Source organism: Pseudomonas sp. O39, assembly GCF_045447295.1.
GTDB classification, from domain to species: Bacteria; Pseudomonadota; Gammaproteobacteria; order Pseudomonadales; family Pseudomonadaceae; genus Aquipseudomonas; species Aquipseudomonas antarctica_A.
Genome location: NZ_JBJGXV010000010.1, coordinates 1 through 18,891 on the forward strand (window position 1 = coordinate 1; position 18,891 = coordinate 18,891).

The 18,891-nt window shown below is 55.4% G+C and carries 23 protein-coding genes and 1 riboswitch; of the genes, 14 read left to right on the top strand and 9 right to left on the bottom strand.

Annotated features, from left to right (window positions below; all coding sequences use genetic code 11):
- Window positions 1-629: 629 nt before the first annotated feature.
- The 4 genes from ACI77D_RS15130 to ACI77D_RS15145 form a co-directional block, all read right to left on the bottom strand.
- On the bottom strand, window positions 630-1,280 hold the full coding sequence (locus ACI77D_RS15130; protein ID WP_407016921.1) for a dTMP kinase: 651 nt from the start codon (window positions 1,278-1,280) through the stop codon (window positions 630-632).
- Window positions 1,281-1,502: 222 nt separating this feature from the next.
- Window positions 1,503-1,751: a CsbD family protein gene (locus ACI77D_RS15135; RefSeq protein ID WP_064452415.1), complete on the bottom strand. Its 249-nt coding sequence runs from the start codon at window positions 1,749-1,751 to the stop codon at window positions 1,503-1,505.
- A gap of 140 nt (window positions 1,752-1,891) precedes the next feature.
- Window positions 1,892-3,262, bottom strand: a complete 1,371-nt coding sequence (locus ACI77D_RS15140; protein ID WP_407017000.1) for a heavy metal sensor histidine kinase — start codon at window positions 3,260-3,262, stop codon at window positions 1,892-1,894.
- The gene (locus ACI77D_RS15145) at window positions 3,259-3,930 is read right to left on the bottom strand and encodes a heavy metal response regulator transcription factor (RefSeq protein WP_221294717.1); all 672 of its coding nucleotides are present in this window, start codon (window positions 3,928-3,930) and stop codon (window positions 3,259-3,261) included. The genes ACI77D_RS15140 and ACI77D_RS15145 overlap by 4 nt, the downstream gene beginning before the upstream one ends.
- 146 nt (window positions 3,931-4,076) lie before the next feature.
- Here ACI77D_RS15145 and ACI77D_RS15150 point away from each other — a divergent pair, with 146 nt between their 5' ends.
- From ACI77D_RS15150 to ACI77D_RS15175, 6 genes are all read left to right on the top strand, one after another.
- Window positions 4,077-4,580: a heme-binding protein gene (locus tag ACI77D_RS15150; RefSeq protein ID WP_064452412.1), complete on the top strand. Its 504-nt coding sequence runs from the start codon at window positions 4,077-4,079 to the stop codon at window positions 4,578-4,580.
- A 10-nt stretch (window positions 4,581-4,590) separates the two neighbouring features.
- Window positions 4,591-5,001 carry a hydroxyisourate hydrolase gene (gene uraH, locus ACI77D_RS15155; protein ID WP_064452411.1) on the top strand — a complete coding sequence of 137 codons (411 nt, stop codon included), beginning with the start codon at window positions 4,591-4,593 and terminating at the stop codon, window positions 4,999-5,001.
- Between the two features lie 268 nt (window positions 5,002-5,269).
- Window positions 5,270-5,734 (top strand): thiol-disulfide oxidoreductase DCC family protein, encoded by a 465-nt coding sequence (locus tag ACI77D_RS15160; protein WP_064452410.1) that lies wholly within the window; start codon window positions 5,270-5,272, stop codon window positions 5,732-5,734.
- Between the two features lie 153 nt (window positions 5,735-5,887).
- Window positions 5,888-6,448: a GTP cyclohydrolase I FolE gene (gene folE / locus ACI77D_RS15165; protein WP_064452409.1), complete on the top strand. Its 561-nt coding sequence runs from the start codon at window positions 5,888-5,890 to the stop codon at window positions 6,446-6,448.
- Window positions 6,449-6,484: 36 nt separating this feature from the next.
- Entirely contained in the window at window positions 6,485-7,195 is a 711-nt protein-coding gene (locus ACI77D_RS15170; RefSeq protein ID WP_221294716.1) for an SDR family NAD(P)-dependent oxidoreductase, read from the top strand.
- Between the two features lie 220 nt (window positions 7,196-7,415).
- A complete protein-coding gene (locus tag ACI77D_RS15175; protein WP_064452407.1) occupies window positions 7,416-7,853 on the top strand; it encodes a PAS domain-containing protein in 438 nt (145 codons plus the stop codon).
- A 43-nt stretch (window positions 7,854-7,896) separates the two neighbouring features.
- Here ACI77D_RS15175 and ACI77D_RS15180 read toward each other — a convergent pair whose 3' ends face one another.
- From ACI77D_RS15180 to crcB, 3 genes are all read right to left on the bottom strand, one after another.
- Window positions 7,897-8,460, bottom strand: coding sequence for a carboxymuconolactone decarboxylase family protein (locus ACI77D_RS15180; RefSeq protein WP_221294715.1), 564 nt, complete (start codon window positions 8,458-8,460; stop codon window positions 7,897-7,899).
- Window positions 8,461-8,933: 473 nt separating this feature from the next.
- On the bottom strand, window positions 8,934-9,287 hold the full coding sequence (locus tag ACI77D_RS15185; protein ID WP_407016922.1) for a DUF190 domain-containing protein: 354 nt from the start codon (window positions 9,285-9,287) through the stop codon (window positions 8,934-8,936).
- Between the two features lie 10 nt (window positions 9,288-9,297).
- A complete protein-coding gene (gene crcB, locus ACI77D_RS15190; protein ID WP_407016923.1) occupies window positions 9,298-9,681 on the bottom strand; it encodes a fluoride efflux transporter CrcB in 384 nt (127 codons plus the stop codon).
- Between the two features lie 144 nt (window positions 9,682-9,825).
- Window positions 9,826-9,887, bottom strand: a riboswitch (Fluoride riboswitch).
- A gap of 316 nt (window positions 9,888-10,203) precedes the next feature.
- Between crcB and ACI77D_RS15195 the strand changes: the two genes are divergently transcribed.
- Complete coding sequence (locus tag ACI77D_RS15195; protein WP_407017001.1) at window positions 10,204-11,625, top strand: ATPase domain-containing protein; 1,422 nt, start codon at window positions 10,204-10,206, stop codon at window positions 11,623-11,625.
- 44 nt (window positions 11,626-11,669) lie between these two features.
- Window positions 11,670-12,032, top strand: a complete 363-nt coding sequence (locus tag ACI77D_RS15200) for a response regulator (RefSeq protein WP_407016924.1) — start codon at window positions 11,670-11,672, stop codon at window positions 12,030-12,032.
- Window positions 12,033-12,156: 124 nt separating this feature from the next.
- Here the strand turns inward: ACI77D_RS15200 and ACI77D_RS15205 are convergent, their stop codons facing one another.
- Complete coding sequence (locus tag ACI77D_RS15205) at window positions 12,157-13,029, bottom strand: patatin-like phospholipase family protein (RefSeq protein ID WP_407016925.1); 873 nt, start codon at window positions 13,027-13,029, stop codon at window positions 12,157-12,159.
- Between the two features lie 320 nt (window positions 13,030-13,349).
- On the opposite strand from ACI77D_RS15205, the gene ACI77D_RS15210 reads away from it, so the two are divergent.
- The 3 genes from ACI77D_RS15210 (at window position 13,350) to ACI77D_RS15220 (ending at window position 15,122) form a co-directional block, all read left to right on the top strand.
- Window positions 13,350-13,988: a cytochrome b/b6 domain-containing protein gene (locus ACI77D_RS15210; RefSeq protein WP_407016926.1), complete on the top strand. Its 639-nt coding sequence runs from the start codon at window positions 13,350-13,352 to the stop codon at window positions 13,986-13,988.
- Window positions 13,985-14,770, top strand: coding sequence for a molybdopterin-dependent oxidoreductase (locus ACI77D_RS15215; RefSeq protein WP_221294711.1), 786 nt, complete (start codon window positions 13,985-13,987; stop codon window positions 14,768-14,770). Before ACI77D_RS15210 ends, ACI77D_RS15215 begins: the two co-directional genes overlap by 4 nt.
- Window positions 14,771-14,840: 70 nt before the next feature.
- Window positions 14,841-15,122 (top strand): pentapeptide MXKDX repeat protein, encoded by a 282-nt coding sequence (locus ACI77D_RS15220; protein WP_064452401.1) that lies wholly within the window; start codon window positions 14,841-14,843, stop codon window positions 15,120-15,122.
- A gap of 280 nt (window positions 15,123-15,402) precedes the next feature.
- Here ACI77D_RS15220 and ACI77D_RS15225 read toward each other — a convergent pair whose 3' ends face one another.
- The gene (locus ACI77D_RS15225; protein ID WP_407016928.1) at window positions 15,403-16,305 is read right to left on the bottom strand and encodes a LysR family transcriptional regulator; all 903 of its coding nucleotides are present in this window, start codon (window positions 16,303-16,305) and stop codon (window positions 15,403-15,405) included.
- 148 nt (window positions 16,306-16,453) lie between these two features.
- On the opposite strand from ACI77D_RS15225, the gene ACI77D_RS15230 reads away from it, so the two are divergent.
- The 3 genes from ACI77D_RS15230 to tssA all read left to right on the top strand — a co-directional run bounded on the left by ACI77D_RS15230 (window position 16,454) and on the right by tssA (window position 18,847).
- Window positions 16,454-16,651 carry a 4-oxalocrotonate tautomerase family protein gene (locus ACI77D_RS15230; protein WP_064454936.1) on the top strand — a complete coding sequence of 66 codons (198 nt, stop codon included), beginning with the start codon at window positions 16,454-16,456 and terminating at the stop codon, window positions 16,649-16,651.
- Window positions 16,652-16,737: 86 nt separating this feature from the next.
- On the top strand, window positions 16,738-17,091 hold the full coding sequence (locus tag ACI77D_RS15235; protein ID WP_064454935.1) for a putative quinol monooxygenase: 354 nt from the start codon (window positions 16,738-16,740) through the stop codon (window positions 17,089-17,091).
- 241 nt (window positions 17,092-17,332) lie between these two features.
- A complete protein-coding gene (gene tssA, locus ACI77D_RS15240; RefSeq protein ID WP_407016929.1) occupies window positions 17,333-18,847 on the top strand; it encodes a type VI secretion system protein TssA in 1,515 nt (504 codons plus the stop codon).
- Window positions 18,848-18,891: the final 44 nt, after the last annotated feature.

Consider the following 18,891-nt stretch of genomic DNA (forward strand, 5'->3'; position numbering starts at 1 on the left):
ATTTGAGAACTGTTGTTGACCATAGCACAGGTTTTGTATCGATCACCACAAAACGAATTTCACATCTCCGAACTTCACTGACCAGAGATGCGCACGGAAGAACTCTCGAATGGAGGAGCAAGAACTGGTCAATTTTTGATATCGACTCGCACCCTTGTACATCAAGTGAATAGGCGGAGCACGTGAACCAACCATTCAGCGCCAGGATCATCTACCGTCGCATGCAATCGGTTAACCTGCCTTTTGAGAGGCGAAGATCACTCTTTACCAAAATGATGAGTATGGGCGAGTAACGAATCGGGTATCCCGTCGCGAATGAATCCGCCCTCTTCTATCCAGGCTTGGGTTCACTGATAAATAAGCTGCAGCAGTTGGTCTGTCTGGTTGAAGTCGAACACTGAAGCGTCCAGTGGGCATTAAGCGCGGACGCAAAAGCGGCGCAGACGCCGAGCGTTTATTGGAAATTGTGCATCAGTTCAAACTCTAATCGCGCGTCATCTCGGGTGAGTCCAGTCGGCTTTAGATGAGGTCGGCAATCACATTGCCCACAACGAAGTCCATCTTTCCAATGCGCGGCCCGTGATCCTACTGGGCAAAGGGCGGCAATTCATCTCCTCGCAACGGCTATCTCACCGCATCAAGGCCGGCGCAGCAAACTTCGTCCAGGGACATCGAAGGACTCTATAAATCTCCGAAACCACCTGCATCGTCGCGTCTTCGATCGATCCTTCATTACGGCATAAAACCCAGCCGTGATCTGCAACCGCTTGCTCGAACGACCTGGTACAAGCGACATGTTCTTCCAGCTTATGGATTACGGTACTGCTCAGCCCGCGCCGGCGCGCCGCTGCCCTCGCCCATGAAATATCAGGGGTGGTGACAACCCCGACATGCAGGTCTGGGACACGCACGTTTCGATCAATGTTCAACTGTAGAATCTCTGCAAACGCGATTGTCCGGCGAAACGCGGCATCAGACGGGTACCAGCGATCGATCAAAATGATGCTGCCAGGTGGCTGTTTAGCCAGAACGTGCCGGGAAATCCAGTGACGGCTATCAGCAAAGCGCTCACAAACCCCCAGCTCCAAATCCCGGGAGGGATTTCTGACGAGCTTGTTAACGAGGGCCATGGTTTCACCCCTATAGGGATCGCTTTTTTTCTCGCAAAGCCGGATCACCTTTTTGTTGTCTGCCCTCAGTACTTTCGTAACGGCCTCCAACAGTGTGGTTTTGCCCGTGCCTTTGGGCCCATCGAGAGAAACAAACAGCGGACAATTCATTCTTCAAACAACGAGTGATATACGTTTTTTTGCCCGATTCGTTCGTTGAAACCGCTTGGCGCGACTACGCGAATCGAGTGGAGGGTTCTTATGAACAGACAGTGATGAACACTCTACCCCGCTTTCTGGCTAAAGGTTCCCAAAATCCAGGGTCTCGCACTCTCCAGATAGACAACCCTGGGGAGTACGAGGTGAAAACCACTGAAAACGTCTCCTCGCGGCTCAACGGCGCAGGAAACGGTCCAGCACCAGCAGGGCCACTGCGCCGATTGCAAGTGCGGCAACAGGCTTCTCTTTAACGAACGTAGATACGCTGTCCAGTGCGTCACCATAGGTCTGGGTCAACTGACCAGCAGCCTGGCGACCGGCACCTTCAGCTTCAATTTTCGAATCACCCAACAGTTTCCCGACCGCGCTCTGCGCCTTGCCGGCAAGTTTTTCTGCAACACCTTCGACTTGTTCACTCTTCATGATTCACCAAACCTTCGCGTGTAAGGGGTTAGCTCAGGGTCGAACTAACCTGGGGGCTATTTGCACAGCGTTAGGGTGATGGGCATTATGATTAGTTCATAATGGATGAGCCTCAGGAGCCGTTCGCAGAAACCGACTTATCAACCGTTTCGAACAGGAAACGCCAAGCAAAAGCTCGTTCCTGCTGGACTGCTGTCTACGGTCACCCGACCGCCATGTAACTGCATAATTGAGTGAACGATTGCTAACCCCAGGCCACCGGAGTCATCTGGCTGATTGCGTGATGGGTCGCACCTGTAGAAGCGTTCAAACAGTCGCGGTAGATGCTCCGCTGAAATCGGCGGGCCTTGGTTGTGCACAGAGACTTCAATCCAGTCCTCCCGCACCACACTGTTGATAATCACGTCCGCAGCGGGAGCTCCGTAGCGCAGTGCATTGGCCACCACGTTAGCCAATGCTCGACGGATCAAAGCCGGATCAGCCTGCAACTCAGCATGGGCATGATTGATCAGCGTTACATTGCGCTCTTGCGCAACTCCCTCGAAATACTCGCACAACTGTTCGACCAGATCATGCAGGTTGATGCGCTCGTCATGCACGGATGCTTGCGACTGCTCGGTACGCGCAAGAAACAGCATGCTGTCGATCATTCGCGCCAGCCGCTCATATTCCTCTTGATTGGATACCAGCAGGTTCTGGTAGTCCTCGATTGAACGACTGTGCCTCAGGCTGTGTTGGGTATGCCCCATCAGATTACTGAGCGGGGTACGCATCTCATGGGCGAGGTCTTCCGAGAATCGTGAGAGCTGGGCGAACCCTTCTTCAAGGCGTGCAAGCATTTGATTAAGTGCATGGCTGAGCGCTTGCAGTTCACTCAGTTCATTGAACTCATCCAGCCGCAGATGCAGATGCTGTACATCAATACCGGTTGCGCGCTGCGCCAGCCTGCGCACAGGTTGCAAGCCTCGTCGACTGACCCACCCGCCGAGCACAAAAGCCAACAGCGCGCCGACTGACATGGCCAGCCAGAGTTTGAGTCGATAAGCCCCCAGCATCTGCTCACGCTCACTTAACAACTTGCCCGCAATAAGGGTCAAGCCGCGCCCGCCCTGCATGACATCCTTCCAGGCAAGTCGCACTGCCTGCGAGGCATGGCCGTCACCGAGCCGGGCCTGGGCAGCCGCTGGTAACGTGGGCAAGCTCATGCTTACGGGGTTGATTTCGATCAGCACCTGGCCCGTGTCATCGACAATCCACAGCAGGTTGTCGCGATTGCCCAGCATATTTTCGTAGAGCGTGGGCCGATTTCTGAGTTGCTCGACGCTGACACTGTCATTGATCAACGCCTGCATGCGCTCCAGGCGCCCAAGCAGGGCCTGGTCATCGCGCCACGCGATTTCTCGCTGTAACGACTGATAAAGATAAAAACCAATCGAGCCCAGCAGCAGCGCACTGACCAACGCGAACATGACTGCCAGGCGCAAGCTCAGGGCACGCGGGAACAGTTTCAGGATTGCACCTCAAGCATGTAGCCGATGCCACGCACTGTGTGTATCAATTTGAGCGGGTAAGGATCGTCAACCTTGGCGCGCAGACGCCGGATGGCAACGTCGACCACATTGGTATCACTGTCAAAGTTCATCTGCCAGACCTGTGAGGCAATCAACGAGCGCGATAGCACCTCCCCTTCACGACTGACCAGCAGGTGCAACAGGGCAAACTCCTTGTTGGTTAAGGTCAGGCGCTCTCCCCTGCGCGTAACCTTACGCCGCAACAGATCCAGGCTCAGGTCTGCAACCAGGAACTGCTCGACCTCACGGGGCGGCCCCCTGCGCAGCAGAGTACGTACGCGTGCCAACAACTCGGCATAGGAAAAAGGTTTGACCAGGTAATCATCGGCGCCAGACTCAAGCCCCTTGACCCGATCCTCCACAGAGTCCCTGGCGGTAAGAAAAAGCACCGGGGTTTGCCACTTGCGCCGAATAATCTGAAGCAATTGCCATCCGTCTAGGCCCGGCAGCATGACGTCCAGGATGATCAAGTCGAACTCACTTTCCTGCGCCAGGTACTGACCCTCCAGGCCATCCAGGGCGACCTCAACCACGTAGCCCGATTCAGTCAGGGCTTTGTGCAGGTAATCCGCTGTTTTCGATTCATCTTCAACGACCAGGATACGCATCTCTTCCTCCAAACCGGGAGCATAGGCTAGCGCGCCCGACCGGTTTGGCACATTACATCTTGGTAATCATGAGGCAATCATTCTGACGGAGTGCACGGGTCATCATGCCTGGCTATGACCCAGCCAGACAAAACAAAGGAAAACGCATGCGTATAAGCCTATCGACTTCATTGCTGATGTCACTCGCAATGAGCTCTGCGCTCGCCGTTGCAGCCCCGGCTCAAGTTGTGCAGCGCAACGACGTGTCACTGGCAATGGCCAATGATTTGCTAAATGCCGCGCTGGCAGCGTGCCATGCCGATGGCCGCACAGGTGTTGCTGCAATTGTCGACCGCGGAGGCAATTTAGTTGCCCTGCAGCGCGACGATAACGTTGGCCCACACAACACATTAGCGGCCCAACGCAAGGCCTATACCGCCCTGTCGACCAAGACGCCAACACGACTATTGGCAGAGCGTGCTCGCAGTACACCCGATGCTGAAAACCTCAACACCCTGGGTGAACTATTGCTGCTGGGCGGTGGAGTGCCGCTGTTGTTTGAAGGGCAAGTCATTGGCGCTATCGGAGTGGCTGGTGCCGGTGGTGCCGCATTCGACGAAGGTTGCGCATTAGTCGCGATCAACAAAATTTTACCTGCTGTTAAAAACTAAGGACATCATCATGACTGTATTAAAAGCACTCTTCGCTGGCGTGGTATTGAGTGTCGTATCGTCACTGGCATCAGCGGCAGGAAACCCGCTCAGTGTGCATGTACTCAACTTACAAGATGGTTTGCCGTCCCCGGGTGTCAATGTCACGCTGGAAAAACAGGACGGCGAGCGCTGGAACATACTCAACAGCGCAGCGACAAACGAGCAAGGTCGTATTCCCGGGCTTTACCCCGAAGGTCAGGCCCTGGAAAAAGGCACCTACCGTGTCACCTTCAAAACCGGTGAGTGGTTCAAAGCTCACAAGATCTCAAGTTTCTTTCCGGAGGTACCGGTCATTTTTGAGGTGGACGGCACCCTTGCGCACTACCACATCCCATTGCTGCTCAGCCCCTACGGTTTCTCTACCTACAGAGGGAATTGAGCTTCTACCGGACAAAGAGACAAGGCCGCCCCTCATCCCATGGGCGGCATTTTTTTGCACGCCCCGCTTTGCTGGAAATGACCGGTTGGGCCCTCCCCCCGAACATGAACGCCTTCGCCTAGCTCGCCGCCACCATCCTATCGAAGGCACAGGCAGTCCCTTCACAAAACCGGGCATCACCGTCCTTAGCGCAGTAAAAAAACACTGCCCATTGTCAGGTTGTTTCTTTCGGCATATCTTGTATAAAACTTATACAAAGGCCTTGTCGATGTACAACAAAATGAATTGGCCGCTGACGCTGTACTTTGACGGTGAATGCCCTCTGTGTGCGCGCGAAATCAAGTACCTGCGCGGGCATGCGGTGAAGGATCGACTGGTTTTTGTGGACATCAGCAGCGGTGCATTCGATGCCGAGGCACTCGGGTTTACGTTCGAGCACATGCAGTCGTCGTTGCACGCCCGTTTCGCTGACGGACGCTGGGTAACCGGCCTGGACGCCACCCTGTGGAGCTGGCGAGCCGCCGGTTTGGGTTTTTGGGCAACGCCACTGACGTGGCGTGCATTGCGCCCGTTGCTTGAACTGGGTTATCGCCTTTTCTGCCGCTTACGGCCCCATTTGGCGTGGTTACCCCACCCAGACAGTGGTCGCCGCTGTGTCGATAACCGTTGCACGGTGCCGGCGTCCAAACCCGCATCAGACGAGGCGTCAACGTTGAAAACCAAGCAGACCTAGAAAGCTTCGCCTGGTCATGGCCCCGACGCAGAACCTGGCTCATGGCTGATTTGGCGAACCCTGTGTCATCTGCGTCAGACGTGCGCAGCAGATACTCTCCTACCGCCAAGGATTGCCGACACATACAGCGCAGCATGGCTGCGAGGAATCAAGATGAACCCATCATTAGCCGAACATTACCGTGAAATTCTCGTCGGAGTAGGCGAGAACCCTGAGCGTGAAGGTCTGCTGGACACCCCCAAGCGTGCCGCCAAAGCGATGCAGTACCTGTGCAATGGCTACACAATGAGCCTGGAGGAAGTGATCAATGGTGCACTGTTCGAATCGCAAAACGATGAAATGGTCATCGTGCGCGACATCGAACTGTATTCATTGTGTGAGCATCACATGCTGCCCTTCATCGGCAAGGCTCATGTAGCGTACATCCCCACTGGCAGAGTACTGGGCCTGTCGAAAGTGGCCCGAGTGGTGGATATGTTCGCCCGTCGCCTGCAGATCCAGGAAAACCTGACCAAACAAATTGCCGACGCCATTCAGCACATCACCGATGCCGCCGGCGTGGCGGTGGTCATTGAAGCGAAGCACATGTGCATGATGATGCGGGGCGTGGAAAAACAAAATTCGGTGATGACCTCATCCGTGATGCTGGGCGCCTTTCGCGAGTCCTCCGCGACGCGTCACGAGTTCCTGCAACTGATAGGGCGACTGGGTTAACACCAACAAATCGCATCAGACCGCAGGAGAGCCTGGATGAACAGTCCCTTGACGATGAACTCCCTTGGTGAGGGCTATCGTGCCCTCGTGATAGGCGCCAGTGGCGCGCTCGGCTCGGCTTTTTGTGAGTTGCTCAATCAGGATCCACGGTGTGGGTATGTTCGTGAGTTGGGGCGCAACAGTGTTCCATGCCTTGATCTGGAGGATCCCGACAGTATCGCCAGAGCGGCAGCCGAATTGACTGAAGAAGCACCGTACCAGTTGATCGTGCATGCTGCAGGCCTGCTTCATCGCGACGAAATAAAGCCTGAAAAAAGCTACTCCGCGATTGCAGCAGACGCGTTGCAGTCAGTCTTTCAAGTCAACACGTTCGGGCCTGCGCTGGTTTTGCGTCACTTCCTGCCGTTGCTGGACGCTCATGGCGCAATGGCGATGCTCTCTGCCAAGGTAGGCAGCATCGGCGATAACCGCCTGGGCGGCTGGTACGCCTATCGTGCATCCAAGGCAGCACTGAACATGCTGATTAAAACGGCTGCCATCGAACTGGCACGAACCCGCCCTCAGACCCGCTTGTTGAGCCTGCATCCCGGCACGGTAATTTCGGGCCTGTCACACCCGTTTCGTGGTGCCTCGGCAGCCAGGCCGGCGAGCATTGCTGCCCATGAGTTGTTATCTCTGATTGACCGCTTGGCGCCTGCCGACAGCGGCAATTTCTTCGCTTATAACGGCGAACGTCTTCCCTGGTAAGCAGGGAGTGGACCTTGAATCTATAGGGGCTGGCCGATCATCAATGGTCGACTCAGGTTGTTGCAGTGCGCCCATGATGAGATTTGCGGCTCAGGTGAAGGGCACATCGAATCGTCGGCAATGTCTCGGTAAGTCACAGGGATACTTTCAAATGATCTCGAAAACCTTCTTGCCCCCCAAATTGTCCTAAAATGATGTGAAATTTACTGGGGCTCGGAAAATGATCAACGCAGAACTGCTGAAACTGGTTGTTGAAGCATCAAACGATGGCATCGTCGTTGCGGAGCAGGAAGGCGATGAGAACATACTGATCTACGCCAACCCCGCCTTCCTGCGCCTTACAGGCTATAGCGCCGACGAAACGCTGTACCAGGACTGCCGCTTCCTGCAGGGGGATGACCGTGACCAGGCCGGCCTCGCCGCTATTCGCGAGGCCATTAAGAACCTTCAGCCCTGCCGGCAAATCATTCGGAACTATCGCAAGGACGGTAGCGCCTTCTGGAATGAGCTGTCGATTACTCCGGTTTTTAACGAGGCGGACCAGCTTACCTATTACATTGGCATCCAGAAGGACGTCAGCGTCGAATTTGAGGCTCGCGAACGCGTGCGTGAACTTGAAGCGCAAGTCGCCAGCTTGAAGGCTCAACTGGCTCAATAGCCATGAGCGGCCTGAATAGAGACTTAACTCGCCTCAGCAAGCCCTAGGGTTCAGGGAATGGCAGTGGTGCATCTCCATCGCGTCGCACGGCAAAAACATTGAGTGTCATCGCCACAAACGCGTAGTACCCGTAGACACCTATCAACTCAACCACAGCAGGCTCGCCAAGCGTACTGACGGCGTCGGTGTACAGAGCATCATCAACCCGACGATGCTCATAGAGCGCCCTCCCCAGACGATAAACAATACGTTCGTCATCCTGCTGAAACTCGGGCAAAACCTGCTGCTTGAGCGACTCGATGATGCTGTCTGACACACCCGCGCTGCGGGCAATGGGCTCGTGAATTTGCCACTCGGCCTGGGACTGCCACCAGGCGGCAGTGACAAGAATTGCCAGCTCGGTCAATCGAAGCTCCACGCGCGTACCGTATCGGCAAAACGCACCCAACTTTTGCGCATGGTTGGCAAGCTCGGGACTGTGAATCCAGGCTAAAAACGGGCCGTCAAGGTTACCTCGTGGGCCACTGATAATCTCCCTGAGGACAGCTCTCTGTGATTCATCCATCTGTTCTTCAGAAAGTGGGCTGAGGCGCGATTGTAGGGTCATAGCTAATTTTCCTTTAAGGCCCACCTCGGAGCCACGCTCCAAGAGGATAGTTGCAGCGATTCTTCCCATGACGGGACTCAATGTGCTGCTCGGATAAAACCGTCGGCCGTTGCGATCCTATGATCCGTTTCAGTCATCGATCCGATTTAGGCAGGTACCTGCACATCAATCACCGGAGCGTTTTGCGCCTGAACGCGCCTTAAAAGGCAACACAAAACTTATACGCGACATTTATCCATGTACAACAAAATCGGGTGAGCGCTGACGTTTTATTTGCCATACGCACCCGCTTCGTCCGTCCTGCTCATCACACCTGGCAATACTGCATACGGGCAAATCAGCAAGACGGCCAAAGGACCATCGTCACGCTCAACGTATTTGGGCGACTGGTTTGCAGGAAGTCTCGATAACGGTAAAGAAATCATTGGGAATGACGTTGCCTGCTGCGATGTCCGCCTCGCTCATATTCATAGCTATGAATGTGTGGGAGTGGGAGTGGTTGCATTGGACAGCGCTTTCCCAAGAGTGCCCATTTCGATTGGCGTCTTTGTAAAAAACACTGATATGTCCTCAGCGTCGAGTCGCTTGAACAGTCGCTCTGATTCGTCCTCTGTGATCGCCAAGCGAATTTCCGTAGGCTGATCGGCCAACTCGAAAAAGTGCGATGAATGAAGTTGCCCAGTATGCCCAAAGCCTTCGATTCCAGTGCAGAGCGTGGCACCGCGCAGCCCCATTTCCTTAGCTACATCGACGATCCATTCGCCTAGCATTTTTCCCTGATAGCGACGGTTTTGTTGAGTAAAGAAAACGACCATAAAACCTTTCATTTCTATCTCCTCAGCGAGTACCCATCATTTGATAGGACAGAAGCCCGGCAGCGGTCATGGCTAACGAACCTACAACGTGCAACGAAATTGAGCCGAGCGCCCAGAGCAGTCTGCCCTCCTGAATCAAGGCAACCGTTTCGGCTGAAAATGTAGAAAAGGTGGTAAGCCCACCACAAAACCCCGTGATGATCAGGAGACGCCATTCAGGGCTAAGGGTAGGAGATGCGGCTAAAAACGCGATGGCCAGGCCGATGATGTAACCCCCAACCATGTTCGCAACCACGGTACCGGGGGGAATCGTCGGAAACAACGCATTCAGCTTCAAGCCCAAGAGCCAACGCAACCAGGCTCCCAGTGAAGCGCCAACGGCAATAACGATTAATGACTTCAGCATGGGGAGCCCACCTCATCAAATCTGAGTGGACTAACGGGCAGACGGCTCGCGCGCCGGCGGAAAGAGAAGAAAAGCTCGAAGGGTAAAGTCATATCCTGTCCTGAATTGGGGGACAGGGAGACACACCTACGCACCCTGTCCAGGGTTCACGTAGGCATCATCAGCACGGAGGCGGTTTAAGGAGGAATGCCATCTCCTTTGTTCATCCTATAGCAGCGTCGACCACGGATTCAAGCTGCGCTCAAGAAGTAACGCCTACCGAGGTATCCATCCTGCCTGTTGTAAGCAAGCGCACGCCGTCAGTTACCAAAATTGAATCACTGCCGCAGTGGAGGGTCATTTGTTGGGAAGTTTGAATTCATACAACGTTAGGGGAATAAGGCCGAGTAAAAGGCGGCCTTGGAATGCGACGGACAACGCACATAACCAACCATGCTTTAGGCGTGAATGGCCCCAGAGCGAAAATAGCGTTAGCATTCCGCCCACTCGGCTTAAACAGCCTGTTTTTCAGATCAGGGTCGCATCGTGGAAAAGCTAATACGCCTCCAAAGTGGAATAGAAGGGCTCGACGCTCTGCTCAAGGGAGGGCTGGTCGCAGGCGCTTCATACATAATCCAAGGGCGCCCAGGGTCTGGCAAAACGATCCTCGCCAACCAGCTTGGGTTCCATCATGCGAACAATGGAGGTCGGGTTCTGGTCGCCACGCTACTGGCCGAGTCACATGACCGTCTTTTTCAATTTCTTTCCACCCTGAGCTTTTTCGACGCTTCCAAAGTCGGCGCCGAAATTCAATTTGTCAGCGCGTTTGACACTCTGGAAAACGAAGGTCTGGATGAAGTAGTAAAGCTGCTTCGGCGCGAAATAAGCCGTCAAAAAGCCACGGTGATGGTAGTCGACGGTCTGCTCAATGCGCGCTCAAAAGCCGACTCGCCGATCGACACAAAGAAGTTCATCTCCGAGTTGCAGGGGCATGCCGCTTTCGCGGGTTGCACGGTGCTGTTTCTCACCAGCTCCCGGCTCGACGACGGTAGCCCTGAGCACACCATGGTTGATGGCGTAATCGAGATGGGCGAAGAGCTATATGGAACGCGCTCAGCACGTCGTATTCAACTGCGTAAAACCCGTGGTAGCGGAGCAATGACCGGTCTGCATGAGTGTGAAATCACGGACAATGGATTAGTGGTTTACCCGCGTCTCGAAAGCCTTTATAGCCACCCGTCCGCCCCCGACAGCGCCGACATGACGCGTATTGCCAGTGGTATTGGATCACTGGACAGCATACTGGGCGGAGGCCTTTACAGTTCCAGTGTGTCTCTGGTCATGGGCCCCTCCGGGATAGGTAAAACCACGCTGGGTCTCAAATTCCTGGCCGAGTCGACGGTGGAAACTCCGGGGCTGCATTTTGGCTTCTACGAGAGCCCGCAACGGTTGCGACTCAAAGGCCAATCACTGGGTATCGATATCAAAGGTATGGAAGACAGCGGCGCGCTGACCATTGCCTGGCAGCCTACTACGGAAGGCCTGCTGGATGGACTGGGCGCACGCCTGCTGAGTATCGTTGAAGCAAAGGGCATCAAGCGCCTGTTCATCGATAGCCTTGGCGGTATGACAAGAGTCTCGACAAATCCGGCGCGGATCAATGACTTCTTCAGTGCATTGATGAACGAGCTGCGATCCCGGGGCGTTACAGTGTTTGCATCCTGGGAAATGCGCGATCTATTTGGCTCCGAGGTCAGCGCACCAAGCTCTGACCTGTCCAGCATCGTCGACAACCTGATGCTGATGCGATTTTCTGAGAATCACTCTGAACTAAGCAGGACGCTATCTATTCTTAAAGTACGAGATAGCGCTTATGACCCCTCGCGATTTGAGGTCGTCATCCAAGATCAAGACGTTTTCCTGAAAAAGGCTTCAAGGCATGAACCACCAGTCCCCACTGAGTGATCTCCCGGTTCAATTTCTTAAGCTTTTAAGTGGGTTGAATTAACATGACCACCGTCCTGGTCGTCGACGACGAGTATTTGATCGCTGACATTCTCAGCTTCGCGCTGGAGGATGAGGGGTTCATGGTGGTGACGGCCAGCAATGGTCGAAAAGGACTCGAGGTGCTGGACAGAGAACGGCCTGCCCTGATCATTACCGACTTCATGATGCCGGTCATGGACGGCCTGGAATTCGCCACCGCCGTCCGAGCCCTTCCTTGCGCGAATGATTTGCCGATCATCTTGATGAGCGGTGCTCAGGCACATATCGGTATGCAGAGATCAGATTTGTTCGATGCTGTATTGGCAAAGCCATTCAATATCGATTTGATCATTGCCGAAGTTAAAAAACTCTTGGCTTCAGGATAGCGCGCAACCGTTCAACGCCATGAGAGCCCGCCATGTCACTCAAAGGGCTCTCATTTGCGCTCAACACAACGATGCAGCGTGTAGTCCTTCGTGTGCAACTCCGCAACCGCCTGCGTGGCTAAAGTCAGCGCTCACCAATATGATGAGTATGGGCGAGTAACGAATCGGGTACCCCGTCGCGCATCAATCCGCCCTCTTCTATCCAGGCTTGGGTTGACTGATACGCACGTTGCAGCAGTTGATCTGTCTGGTTGAAATCGAACACTGACGCATCCAGTGGGCACAGCGGCGGCACTACATGGATAGCTGCACGCGCCTTGTACAATTCGATGTCGCGTACCAGTTGACGCATACTCATCAAGTTAAGCGTGTGCAAGGCTAACGCAACGAGCCCGCTCGGTGGGCACAGGCAAGCACAACCGAACCCGGTGGGCAGAACTACAACTCGCGTTGCCCCCAATGTCACCGCACTGGAAATCGGCGTGTTACTGGTGACACCGCCATCGACCAAGAACTTTTCTCCCACCCGGACATTGGGAAACACTAACGGAATCGCAGCACTGGCGAGCAAGGCCTGTTCAGCATTACCACTGGACAGAAGTTCTTCGGCGCCGCTGAGCAGATTGGTGGTGACAATATGCAGGGGTAGTTCAGTCTCTTCGATTAATTCGACCGGGAGAGATCTGCGCACTAAACGATGCAGCGCCGAAGCACTCAGCAGGTGACCGCGACGATTCAGAATACCCTTGAAGGTGTCGAGTGCCGAGAACGGAAACACATCCGACTTACGTAAGCTGCGCCAGAAATCCGCAAGCTCGCTCACGCCTTTAGCATTCGGTCTGGCCGCGAAGTAGGCACCATTGATGGCTCCGACCGAAGCGCCAACCACCAGGTCGAATGAAACCTCGGCCTCAACGAGCGCCTGTAACATTCCGACCTGAACCGCGCCAAGGCTCCCACCACCAGCAAGTACAAGAGCAGTTTTAACAGTTGCCATAAACGTACCCTCACCGATAACGCCCTCCGGACGTTACAAGCCTAGCTGGCTGGCGACATTGGCCACGAGAATGATTTTACTCGACGTAACCCCCTCGACGCCGCTTCGAGCTTTGAGTCCCCCTTCAACGTGTTCGGCTTTTTTATCAAGGCGTCAATTTGTCGGGATCAAGTCAAGTTTTTCGGATGGAGACTACCTGCCTGATAGGCATATGGGACGTACGGAACGCTTCGTCCACCTCAAAGGAGCATCGTGTTTTGAGTTAGCGTCTACACTCGATCAAATGGTTATGACGTTATTCCTGTTTGGAGTCTCCTCCAATGCAAGCCGCACCTGAAACAACCCGTGCTGCTCCTGTAGTCCCACAAAGCAGCCATCCCGCCTGGTTGAGATTGGCCCATTGGCTGAACGCTTTGGCGGTGTTGGTAATGGTCACCAGCGGCTGGCGTATCTACAACGCCTCTCCCCTTTATGATTTTAATTTCCCCACGTCGATCACCTTGGGTGGCTGGCTCGGGGGCGCGTTGCAATGGCATTTCGCAGCAATGTGGATGTTGGTCGTCGTCAGCCTTTTCTACCTACTTTTCAATCTTTTTAGCGGCCGTCTGTCGCGACGTTTTTTTCCTGTATCACCCAAAGGTTTTTTTAATGACCTGTGGTCTGCACTCCATGGGCGGTTGGGGCATAACGATATAAGTCATTACAACCACGTGCAGCGTGTGGCGTATCTGTTTGTGATGCTCGACATTATTGCTCTAGTGGTTTCCGGGTTGGTTCTGTGGAAATCAGTCCAGTTCCCGCTACTACGTGAACTGCTGGGTGGCTACGACAGCGCGCGGCATGTGCACTTCATTGCGATGTCTTTGTTGGTGGCATTCATCGCCGTGCATTTGGTGATGGTCGCACTCGTTCCAAAGACGTTATTGGCCATGATTGTTGGCCATAAGGAGCGCGTATGAGCAAGCGTGAGCAACGCCCAGCGCTGGATGAGTCGTCCATTTTGAAGGATGCACGGAAAATTATTTCGCTCCAGGTCGAAGATAGCTCGCGGCGCTCCTTCCTGCTGCGTAGCTTGACCTTGGGCGGCGTGGCGATGCTGTCCGGCTGCAACATTTCCGATAACGATCACGTTGAAACCGCTCTGTCCTCCATGTCGCGCTTCAATGACAGGGTGCAGGGCTGGCTGTTCAACCCGAACGCCATGGCCCCTACCTACGCAGAGTCGATGATTACCCGGCCATTTCCCTTCAATGCCTTCTACGGCATCGACGAAGCGCCTGCCGTCGATGAGGACACCTACCGATTGGAAGTAACCGGCATGGTCGCCGACAAGCGCAGCTGGAAGCTTGAGGAACTGCGTGCCATGGCACAGAGCGATCAGATCACCCGGCACATCTGTGTCGAGGGCTGGAGTGCCATCGGGCGCTGGGGCGGTGTGCGCTTCAGTGATTTCCTAAAACGCGTCGGGGCCGACACCGACGCAAAGTACGTCGGCTTCAAATGTGCCGACGATTACTACACCAGTATCGACATGGCCACGGCGCTACATGCTCAAACGCTGCTGACGCTGACCTACGACGGTGCCGTATTACCGCGTGAATATGGCTTCCCAATGAAGCTGCGCATGCCTACCAAGCTTGGCTACAAGAACCCAAAACACATTCAAGCGATTTTCGTCACTAATACCTACCCGGGTGGTTACTGGGAAGACCAGGGCTACAACTGGTTCGGTGGCAGCTGACGCCCGTGGCAACCCCATTGCGCAGCCCGGGCTGCGCTTTTTCGCAACCTGAGTCTCAAGGAGCTTCACGATGAAAAGGTTAACGACTGCAATCCTGGGTATGTGCCTGGCAGTGGGCGTCGCGGTTGTACACGCCGACGATACGATGAGCAATGACACGATGAAGAAAGACACGATGTCCCACGATACGATGAAAAAGGACACGATGAAAAAGGATGAAATGCACAAAGACACCATGGGTAAGGACACGATGAAAAAAGACACCATGGGCAAAGACACGATGAAGAAAGATTCCATGTCCAATGACGGCATGAAAAAAGACGACATGAAAAAGAATGACATGTCTCAGTAAAGCGGTGCATTACAGGAAAATTGTACTGCGTCTGGAAAACCCGCCTCGGCGGGTTTTCTCGATAGCGCTCCCAGGTGCGATGGCATCAACCTGCAATCTGAAAGGTTCTCCTCTCATTGATCAGGTGTTTGCAGTTCCAAACGTTCGGTGCCTGATGCCAAGCATTGTGCAAAGGAGCACCAGGCACAAGCGCGTACGAGCGCCTGTTCTCCAGCCCTTCAATGAGTTTGACGGCCTCTTGCGGTTTGATTTGTTCAGTGCTTAAGCATGTGCACGTCTATTACTGCCAATGCGCACACAGTTTGACCAGCTCATCGACCACATACCGCACTTTGGGTCGCAAGTGCGAAACCTTCGGCCATACCGCGTGCACATCAACCGCTTCAGGTTCATAAGCATGTAACACCTCAACCAGCCTGCCCGCTTCGATATCGCCCTGGAACAGGCTGCGCGGCATCTGGCATAAGCCGGTGCCTGCTACGGCCGCAAGAATCATGGCTTCGCCGTCGCCAATCTGATGGCTTGAGGGCGGTGCGTAGCGTACGGTCTGCCCCGCTTGCATCACGCGCCATGCGAGCGGCTGGCCACGGCGATGGCCGACAATGCAGCGATGCTGGCTCAGCTCTTCCAGGGTTTGCGGGATGCCCAAACGTGCCAGGTAATCAGGGGCTGCACAGATGGCCCAGCGCTGACGAGTCAGTCGTCGCGCCACGAGGTCACTGGTGTCCTGCAATTCGCCAAAACGTACGAGCAGATCAATACCTTCTTCGAACGGGTCCACCAAGTGGTCGGAAAAGGTCAGGCTCAGGTGCAGCTCAGGGTATTTGTTGGCGATCTCGAACAACAAAGGTGCGACGACCCGACGTCCGAACGCCACCGGCACATCAACGCGCAAACGCCCGGTTGGCTCTCCACCTCCCGAAGCCAGCCCACTTTCAGCTGTGCCGATTTCCTCCAGCGCCGTAGAGCAAGCCAAAAAATAGGCCTCGCCATCCGCAGTCAGGGAAATCCGTCGCGTCGTGCGATGAAACAGCTGCGTCCCCAAGCGTTCTTCAAGGCGCGCGATGGCTTTGCCCACGGCGGACTTTGACAGCCCCAAGCGCTCGGCTGCCTGGGTAAAGCTGGAGGAGCGGGCCGCGACGACAAAGGTGATGACGCCCTGAAAGGAATCGATAGGTACCATGCTCGGCTCGCCAATTGTAGAGTTTTAGTCTACCCAGATTATAGCTGGAGGCCATTTATCACCAGCATGTTCAACAGTACGATGGATTCCAGTCAGACAACGGTGCACCGCGCACCGCTCCCCGATCAATGTCCTGAAGGAATACATCATGCCCGTCGTACGTGTGAGCTGGTTCGAAGGTAAGGAACACGCGCAAAAAGCTGCTGTTGCAGCCGATATCACTCAAAGCATCGTCAAACACACCGGTACCGATGCAAATTACATCTACGTCATTTTCGAAGACGTCGCCGCCTCGGATTGGGCGGGCGCCGGCAAGCTGTTCGGGGAAGCGCCCGAAAACACCTGATGCTCCCTGCCCGCACCGCATGAATCGGCTAGGCCAGCGACATGGCGGTGCAGGCGTTTGTAATGCCTCTGCCGGAGACAACCACGATGCACCCCATTATTTCCTGCCTGTTTTCTCTCGCGGTAAAACCCGCGCAGTTCGCTGAATTCAAGGCCTTGATCGCCACAATCGTTGCCGCCACCCGTGCCGAACCGGGCACACGGGTTTACGAATACAGCGTCAACGAAGAGCTGAGCACCGTGCACATTCTTGAGCGGTATAACGCCGATGCCGTGGTGAGCCACGTAGACAGCACTTTCGCCCCTTTCGGCCAGCGTTTCCTGGCGCTGTGCACCATCACCAGCCTGGTGGTATACGGCACACCCGATGCAGAAATTCGCAAACGCCTGGACCCTTTCGGGGCCGTATACATGACCCCGTTCGATGGCTTCAGCCGATGAGTTCGCTCAAAGCCAGCACCGTTTCCTGCGCACCCCACATCCTGCACAAAGATCACTATGTCCGTTATCGCCGACGTTATTAAGTCCCGCATCTGCGCCTGCGCTTTCAGGTGTTGACCTGATGGGATGAATCGCCCCCATCCCCTACGGTACTGCTTAGTCGTCAAGCCCCGGGCCCTTCGTGTATTGCCTCGGGCCCTCGCACGACTCCTTTAAGCAGGCAGTAGAAGGCAAACGAACTATGCAGGGTGACCAGGATCAGTTGGGGGCTTATCCCATCAACGAACAATACCCGGCAGGTCACAACCCTCGCGAGGGTGATGCGTTTGCTGCGGCTCAGGCAGAGATCGACAAGCTCAACAATATCCATGCGCTTGAGGCGGTGGATTGGCAGCGCCTGTCGACACTCTGCGAAGGCATTCTCAAATCGGAAGGTAAAGACCTCAGTGTCGCCATTTGGCTGCTGTGTGCCTGGACTCGCCTGCGCGCGATGGCCGGGCTAAGCGCCGGGGTTCATCTGCTCAGAGAGATGTTGGACCTCTATTGGCACACCCTGACGCCACCCGTCTCGCGCTTGCGGGCTCGGCGCAATCAAGCGCAATGGCTGATCGAGTGGCTGGACAAGACGCTGGCAGAGCCTTTTGAACCGTTGGACACCCTGGCGGCTGAGCGTTTGGTCAGCGACTGGGAGGCCATTGAGGTGTTCTGGCGCACGCAGGATGACCAGGCCCCGAGCTTTGCCAGAGTTCGTCGGCGCCTGGAGCAACTGACCCGTAGCAAAACCCAAGAGCCGTCACAGGGCACGACGTCGCCAGCCGCGCAATCCACGCCCGCTGACGTCGCGACCGGCGCCCTGCCCATGGTCATCAGCCCGCCAGTGACCTTATTGGACGGCGATGAGGCCATCGTCAGCAACGTAGAAAAGGTGTTCGAGTCGCTGCGTCCGGTGCACGCCTACTGCCTGGATCAGCGCCCTGCTCTGCCCTTGACCTATCGGCTGAATCGCCAGGCACTGTGGATCACGCTCGAAGCGCCTCCCCCCAGCCAGGGTCGAAACACTCGCCTGCCGTCTCCGCCCCTTACTCTGCGAGAGAGTCTCCTGCGTTTGCAGGAAGTCGCCGAGCCGCTGGATATCGCGCGTTTCTGTGAAGGTCGGCTGAGCAGCTACCCCTTTTGGCTCGACCTTAATCGCATCAGCCACACCGCCCTTTTACAGGCGGGTGCGAGCGCTGCTGCCCAGGCCATAGCGCACGAGGTGCAAGGGTTGGTAAGCCGCCTGCCTGGCGTTATCGATCTGACCTTCGCCGACGGCATGCCTTTTGCCGATGGCGCCACCCGAGCGTGGCTGGAAAGCCTGGCGCCGACGACGCCCGTAGTCGCCCCCAAGGACGCTATCGAGACCTGCGTAGAAGACGCTCGGCGTATGGCCAATGAAGGTCGGCTGAATGATGGGTTAGCCGAACTGCAGCGCTGCATCGCCCATACCGCCAGCGCGCGCGACCGTTTCAGGCTGAGTGCCTCGCAATGCGTGCTGGTTTATCGGTTCGACCCCCACCCTGATCTGCGTATCGCGCTGGAAGGCCTGCTGGCCCGGGCCGACGAGCTCAATCTGGAGCAATGGGAGCCCGAGTTGGTCAAGCCGCTGCTTGAAATGATGCTTGAGCACAGCAATTCGTCTGAATGGTCACGGCGATTGTCACGCCTGGACCTCAACGGGTTCTGGCGCAAGCGCAGCGCCTGTACCGCAACCGACTGAACCCCCTGACACGACGCGACCGCCTCTGCGAGTCGCTCACTGAG

Bases quoted from the DNA above. Each gene is read 5' to 3' on its own strand.
- ACI77D_RS15230 (WP_064454936.1), top strand. From the start codon at position 16,454: ATGCCCGTCGTACGTGTGAGCTGGTTCGAAGGTAAGGAACACGCGCAA.
- ACI77D_RS15185 (WP_407016922.1), bottom strand. From the start codon at position 9,287: ATGAAAGGTTTTATGGTCGTTTTCTTTACTCAACAAAACCGTCGCTAT.
- ACI77D_RS15135 (WP_064452415.1), bottom strand. From the start codon at position 1,751: ATGAAGAGTGAACAAGTCGAAGGTGTTGCAGAAAAACTTGCCGGCAAG.
- ACI77D_RS15145 (WP_221294717.1), bottom strand. From the start codon at position 3,930: ATGCGTATCCTGGTCGTTGAAGATGAATCGAAAACAGCGGATTACCTG.
- ACI77D_RS15130 (WP_407016921.1), bottom strand. From the start codon at position 1,280: ATGAATTGTCCGCTGTTTGTTTCTCTCGATGGGCCCAAAGGCACGGGC.
- ACI77D_RS15180 (WP_221294715.1), bottom strand. From the start codon at position 8,460: ATGACCCTACAATCGCGCCTCAGCCCACTTTCTGAAGAACAGATGGAT.
- crcB (WP_407016923.1), bottom strand. From the start codon at position 9,681: ATGCTGAAGTCATTAATCGTTATTGCCGTTGGCGCTTCACTGGGAGCC.
- ACI77D_RS15175 (WP_064452407.1), top strand. From the start codon at position 7,416: ATGATCAACGCAGAACTGCTGAAACTGGTTGTTGAAGCATCAAACGAT.
- uraH (WP_064452411.1), top strand. From the start codon at position 4,591: ATGACTGTATTAAAAGCACTCTTCGCTGGCGTGGTATTGAGTGTCGTA.
- tssA (WP_407016929.1), top strand. From the start codon at position 17,333: ATGCAGGGTGACCAGGATCAGTTGGGGGCTTATCCCATCAACGAACAA.
- ACI77D_RS15160 (WP_064452410.1), top strand. From the start codon at position 5,270: ATGTACAACAAAATGAATTGGCCGCTGACGCTGTACTTTGACGGTGAA.
- folE (WP_064452409.1), top strand. From the start codon at position 5,888: ATGAACCCATCATTAGCCGAACATTACCGTGAAATTCTCGTCGGAGTA.
- ACI77D_RS15225 (WP_407016928.1), bottom strand. From the start codon at position 16,305: ATGGTACCTATCGATTCCTTTCAGGGCGTCATCACCTTTGTCGTCGCG.
- ACI77D_RS15235 (WP_064454935.1), top strand. From the start codon at position 16,738: ATGCACCCCATTATTTCCTGCCTGTTTTCTCTCGCGGTAAAACCCGCG.
- ACI77D_RS15215 (WP_221294711.1), top strand. From the start codon at position 13,985: ATGAGCAAGCGTGAGCAACGCCCAGCGCTGGATGAGTCGTCCATTTTG.
- ACI77D_RS15150 (WP_064452412.1), top strand. From the start codon at position 4,077: ATGCGTATAAGCCTATCGACTTCATTGCTGATGTCACTCGCAATGAGC.
- ACI77D_RS15205 (WP_407016925.1), bottom strand. From the start codon at position 13,029: ATGGCAACTGTTAAAACTGCTCTTGTACTTGCTGGTGGTGGGAGCCTT.
- ACI77D_RS15200 (WP_407016924.1), top strand. From the start codon at position 11,670: ATGACCACCGTCCTGGTCGTCGACGACGAGTATTTGATCGCTGACATT.
- ACI77D_RS15220 (WP_064452401.1), top strand. From the start codon at position 14,841: ATGAAAAGGTTAACGACTGCAATCCTGGGTATGTGCCTGGCAGTGGGC.
- ACI77D_RS15170 (WP_221294716.1), top strand. From the start codon at position 6,485: ATGAACAGTCCCTTGACGATGAACTCCCTTGGTGAGGGCTATCGTGCC.
- ACI77D_RS15210 (WP_407016926.1), top strand. From the start codon at position 13,350: ATGCAAGCCGCACCTGAAACAACCCGTGCTGCTCCTGTAGTCCCACAA.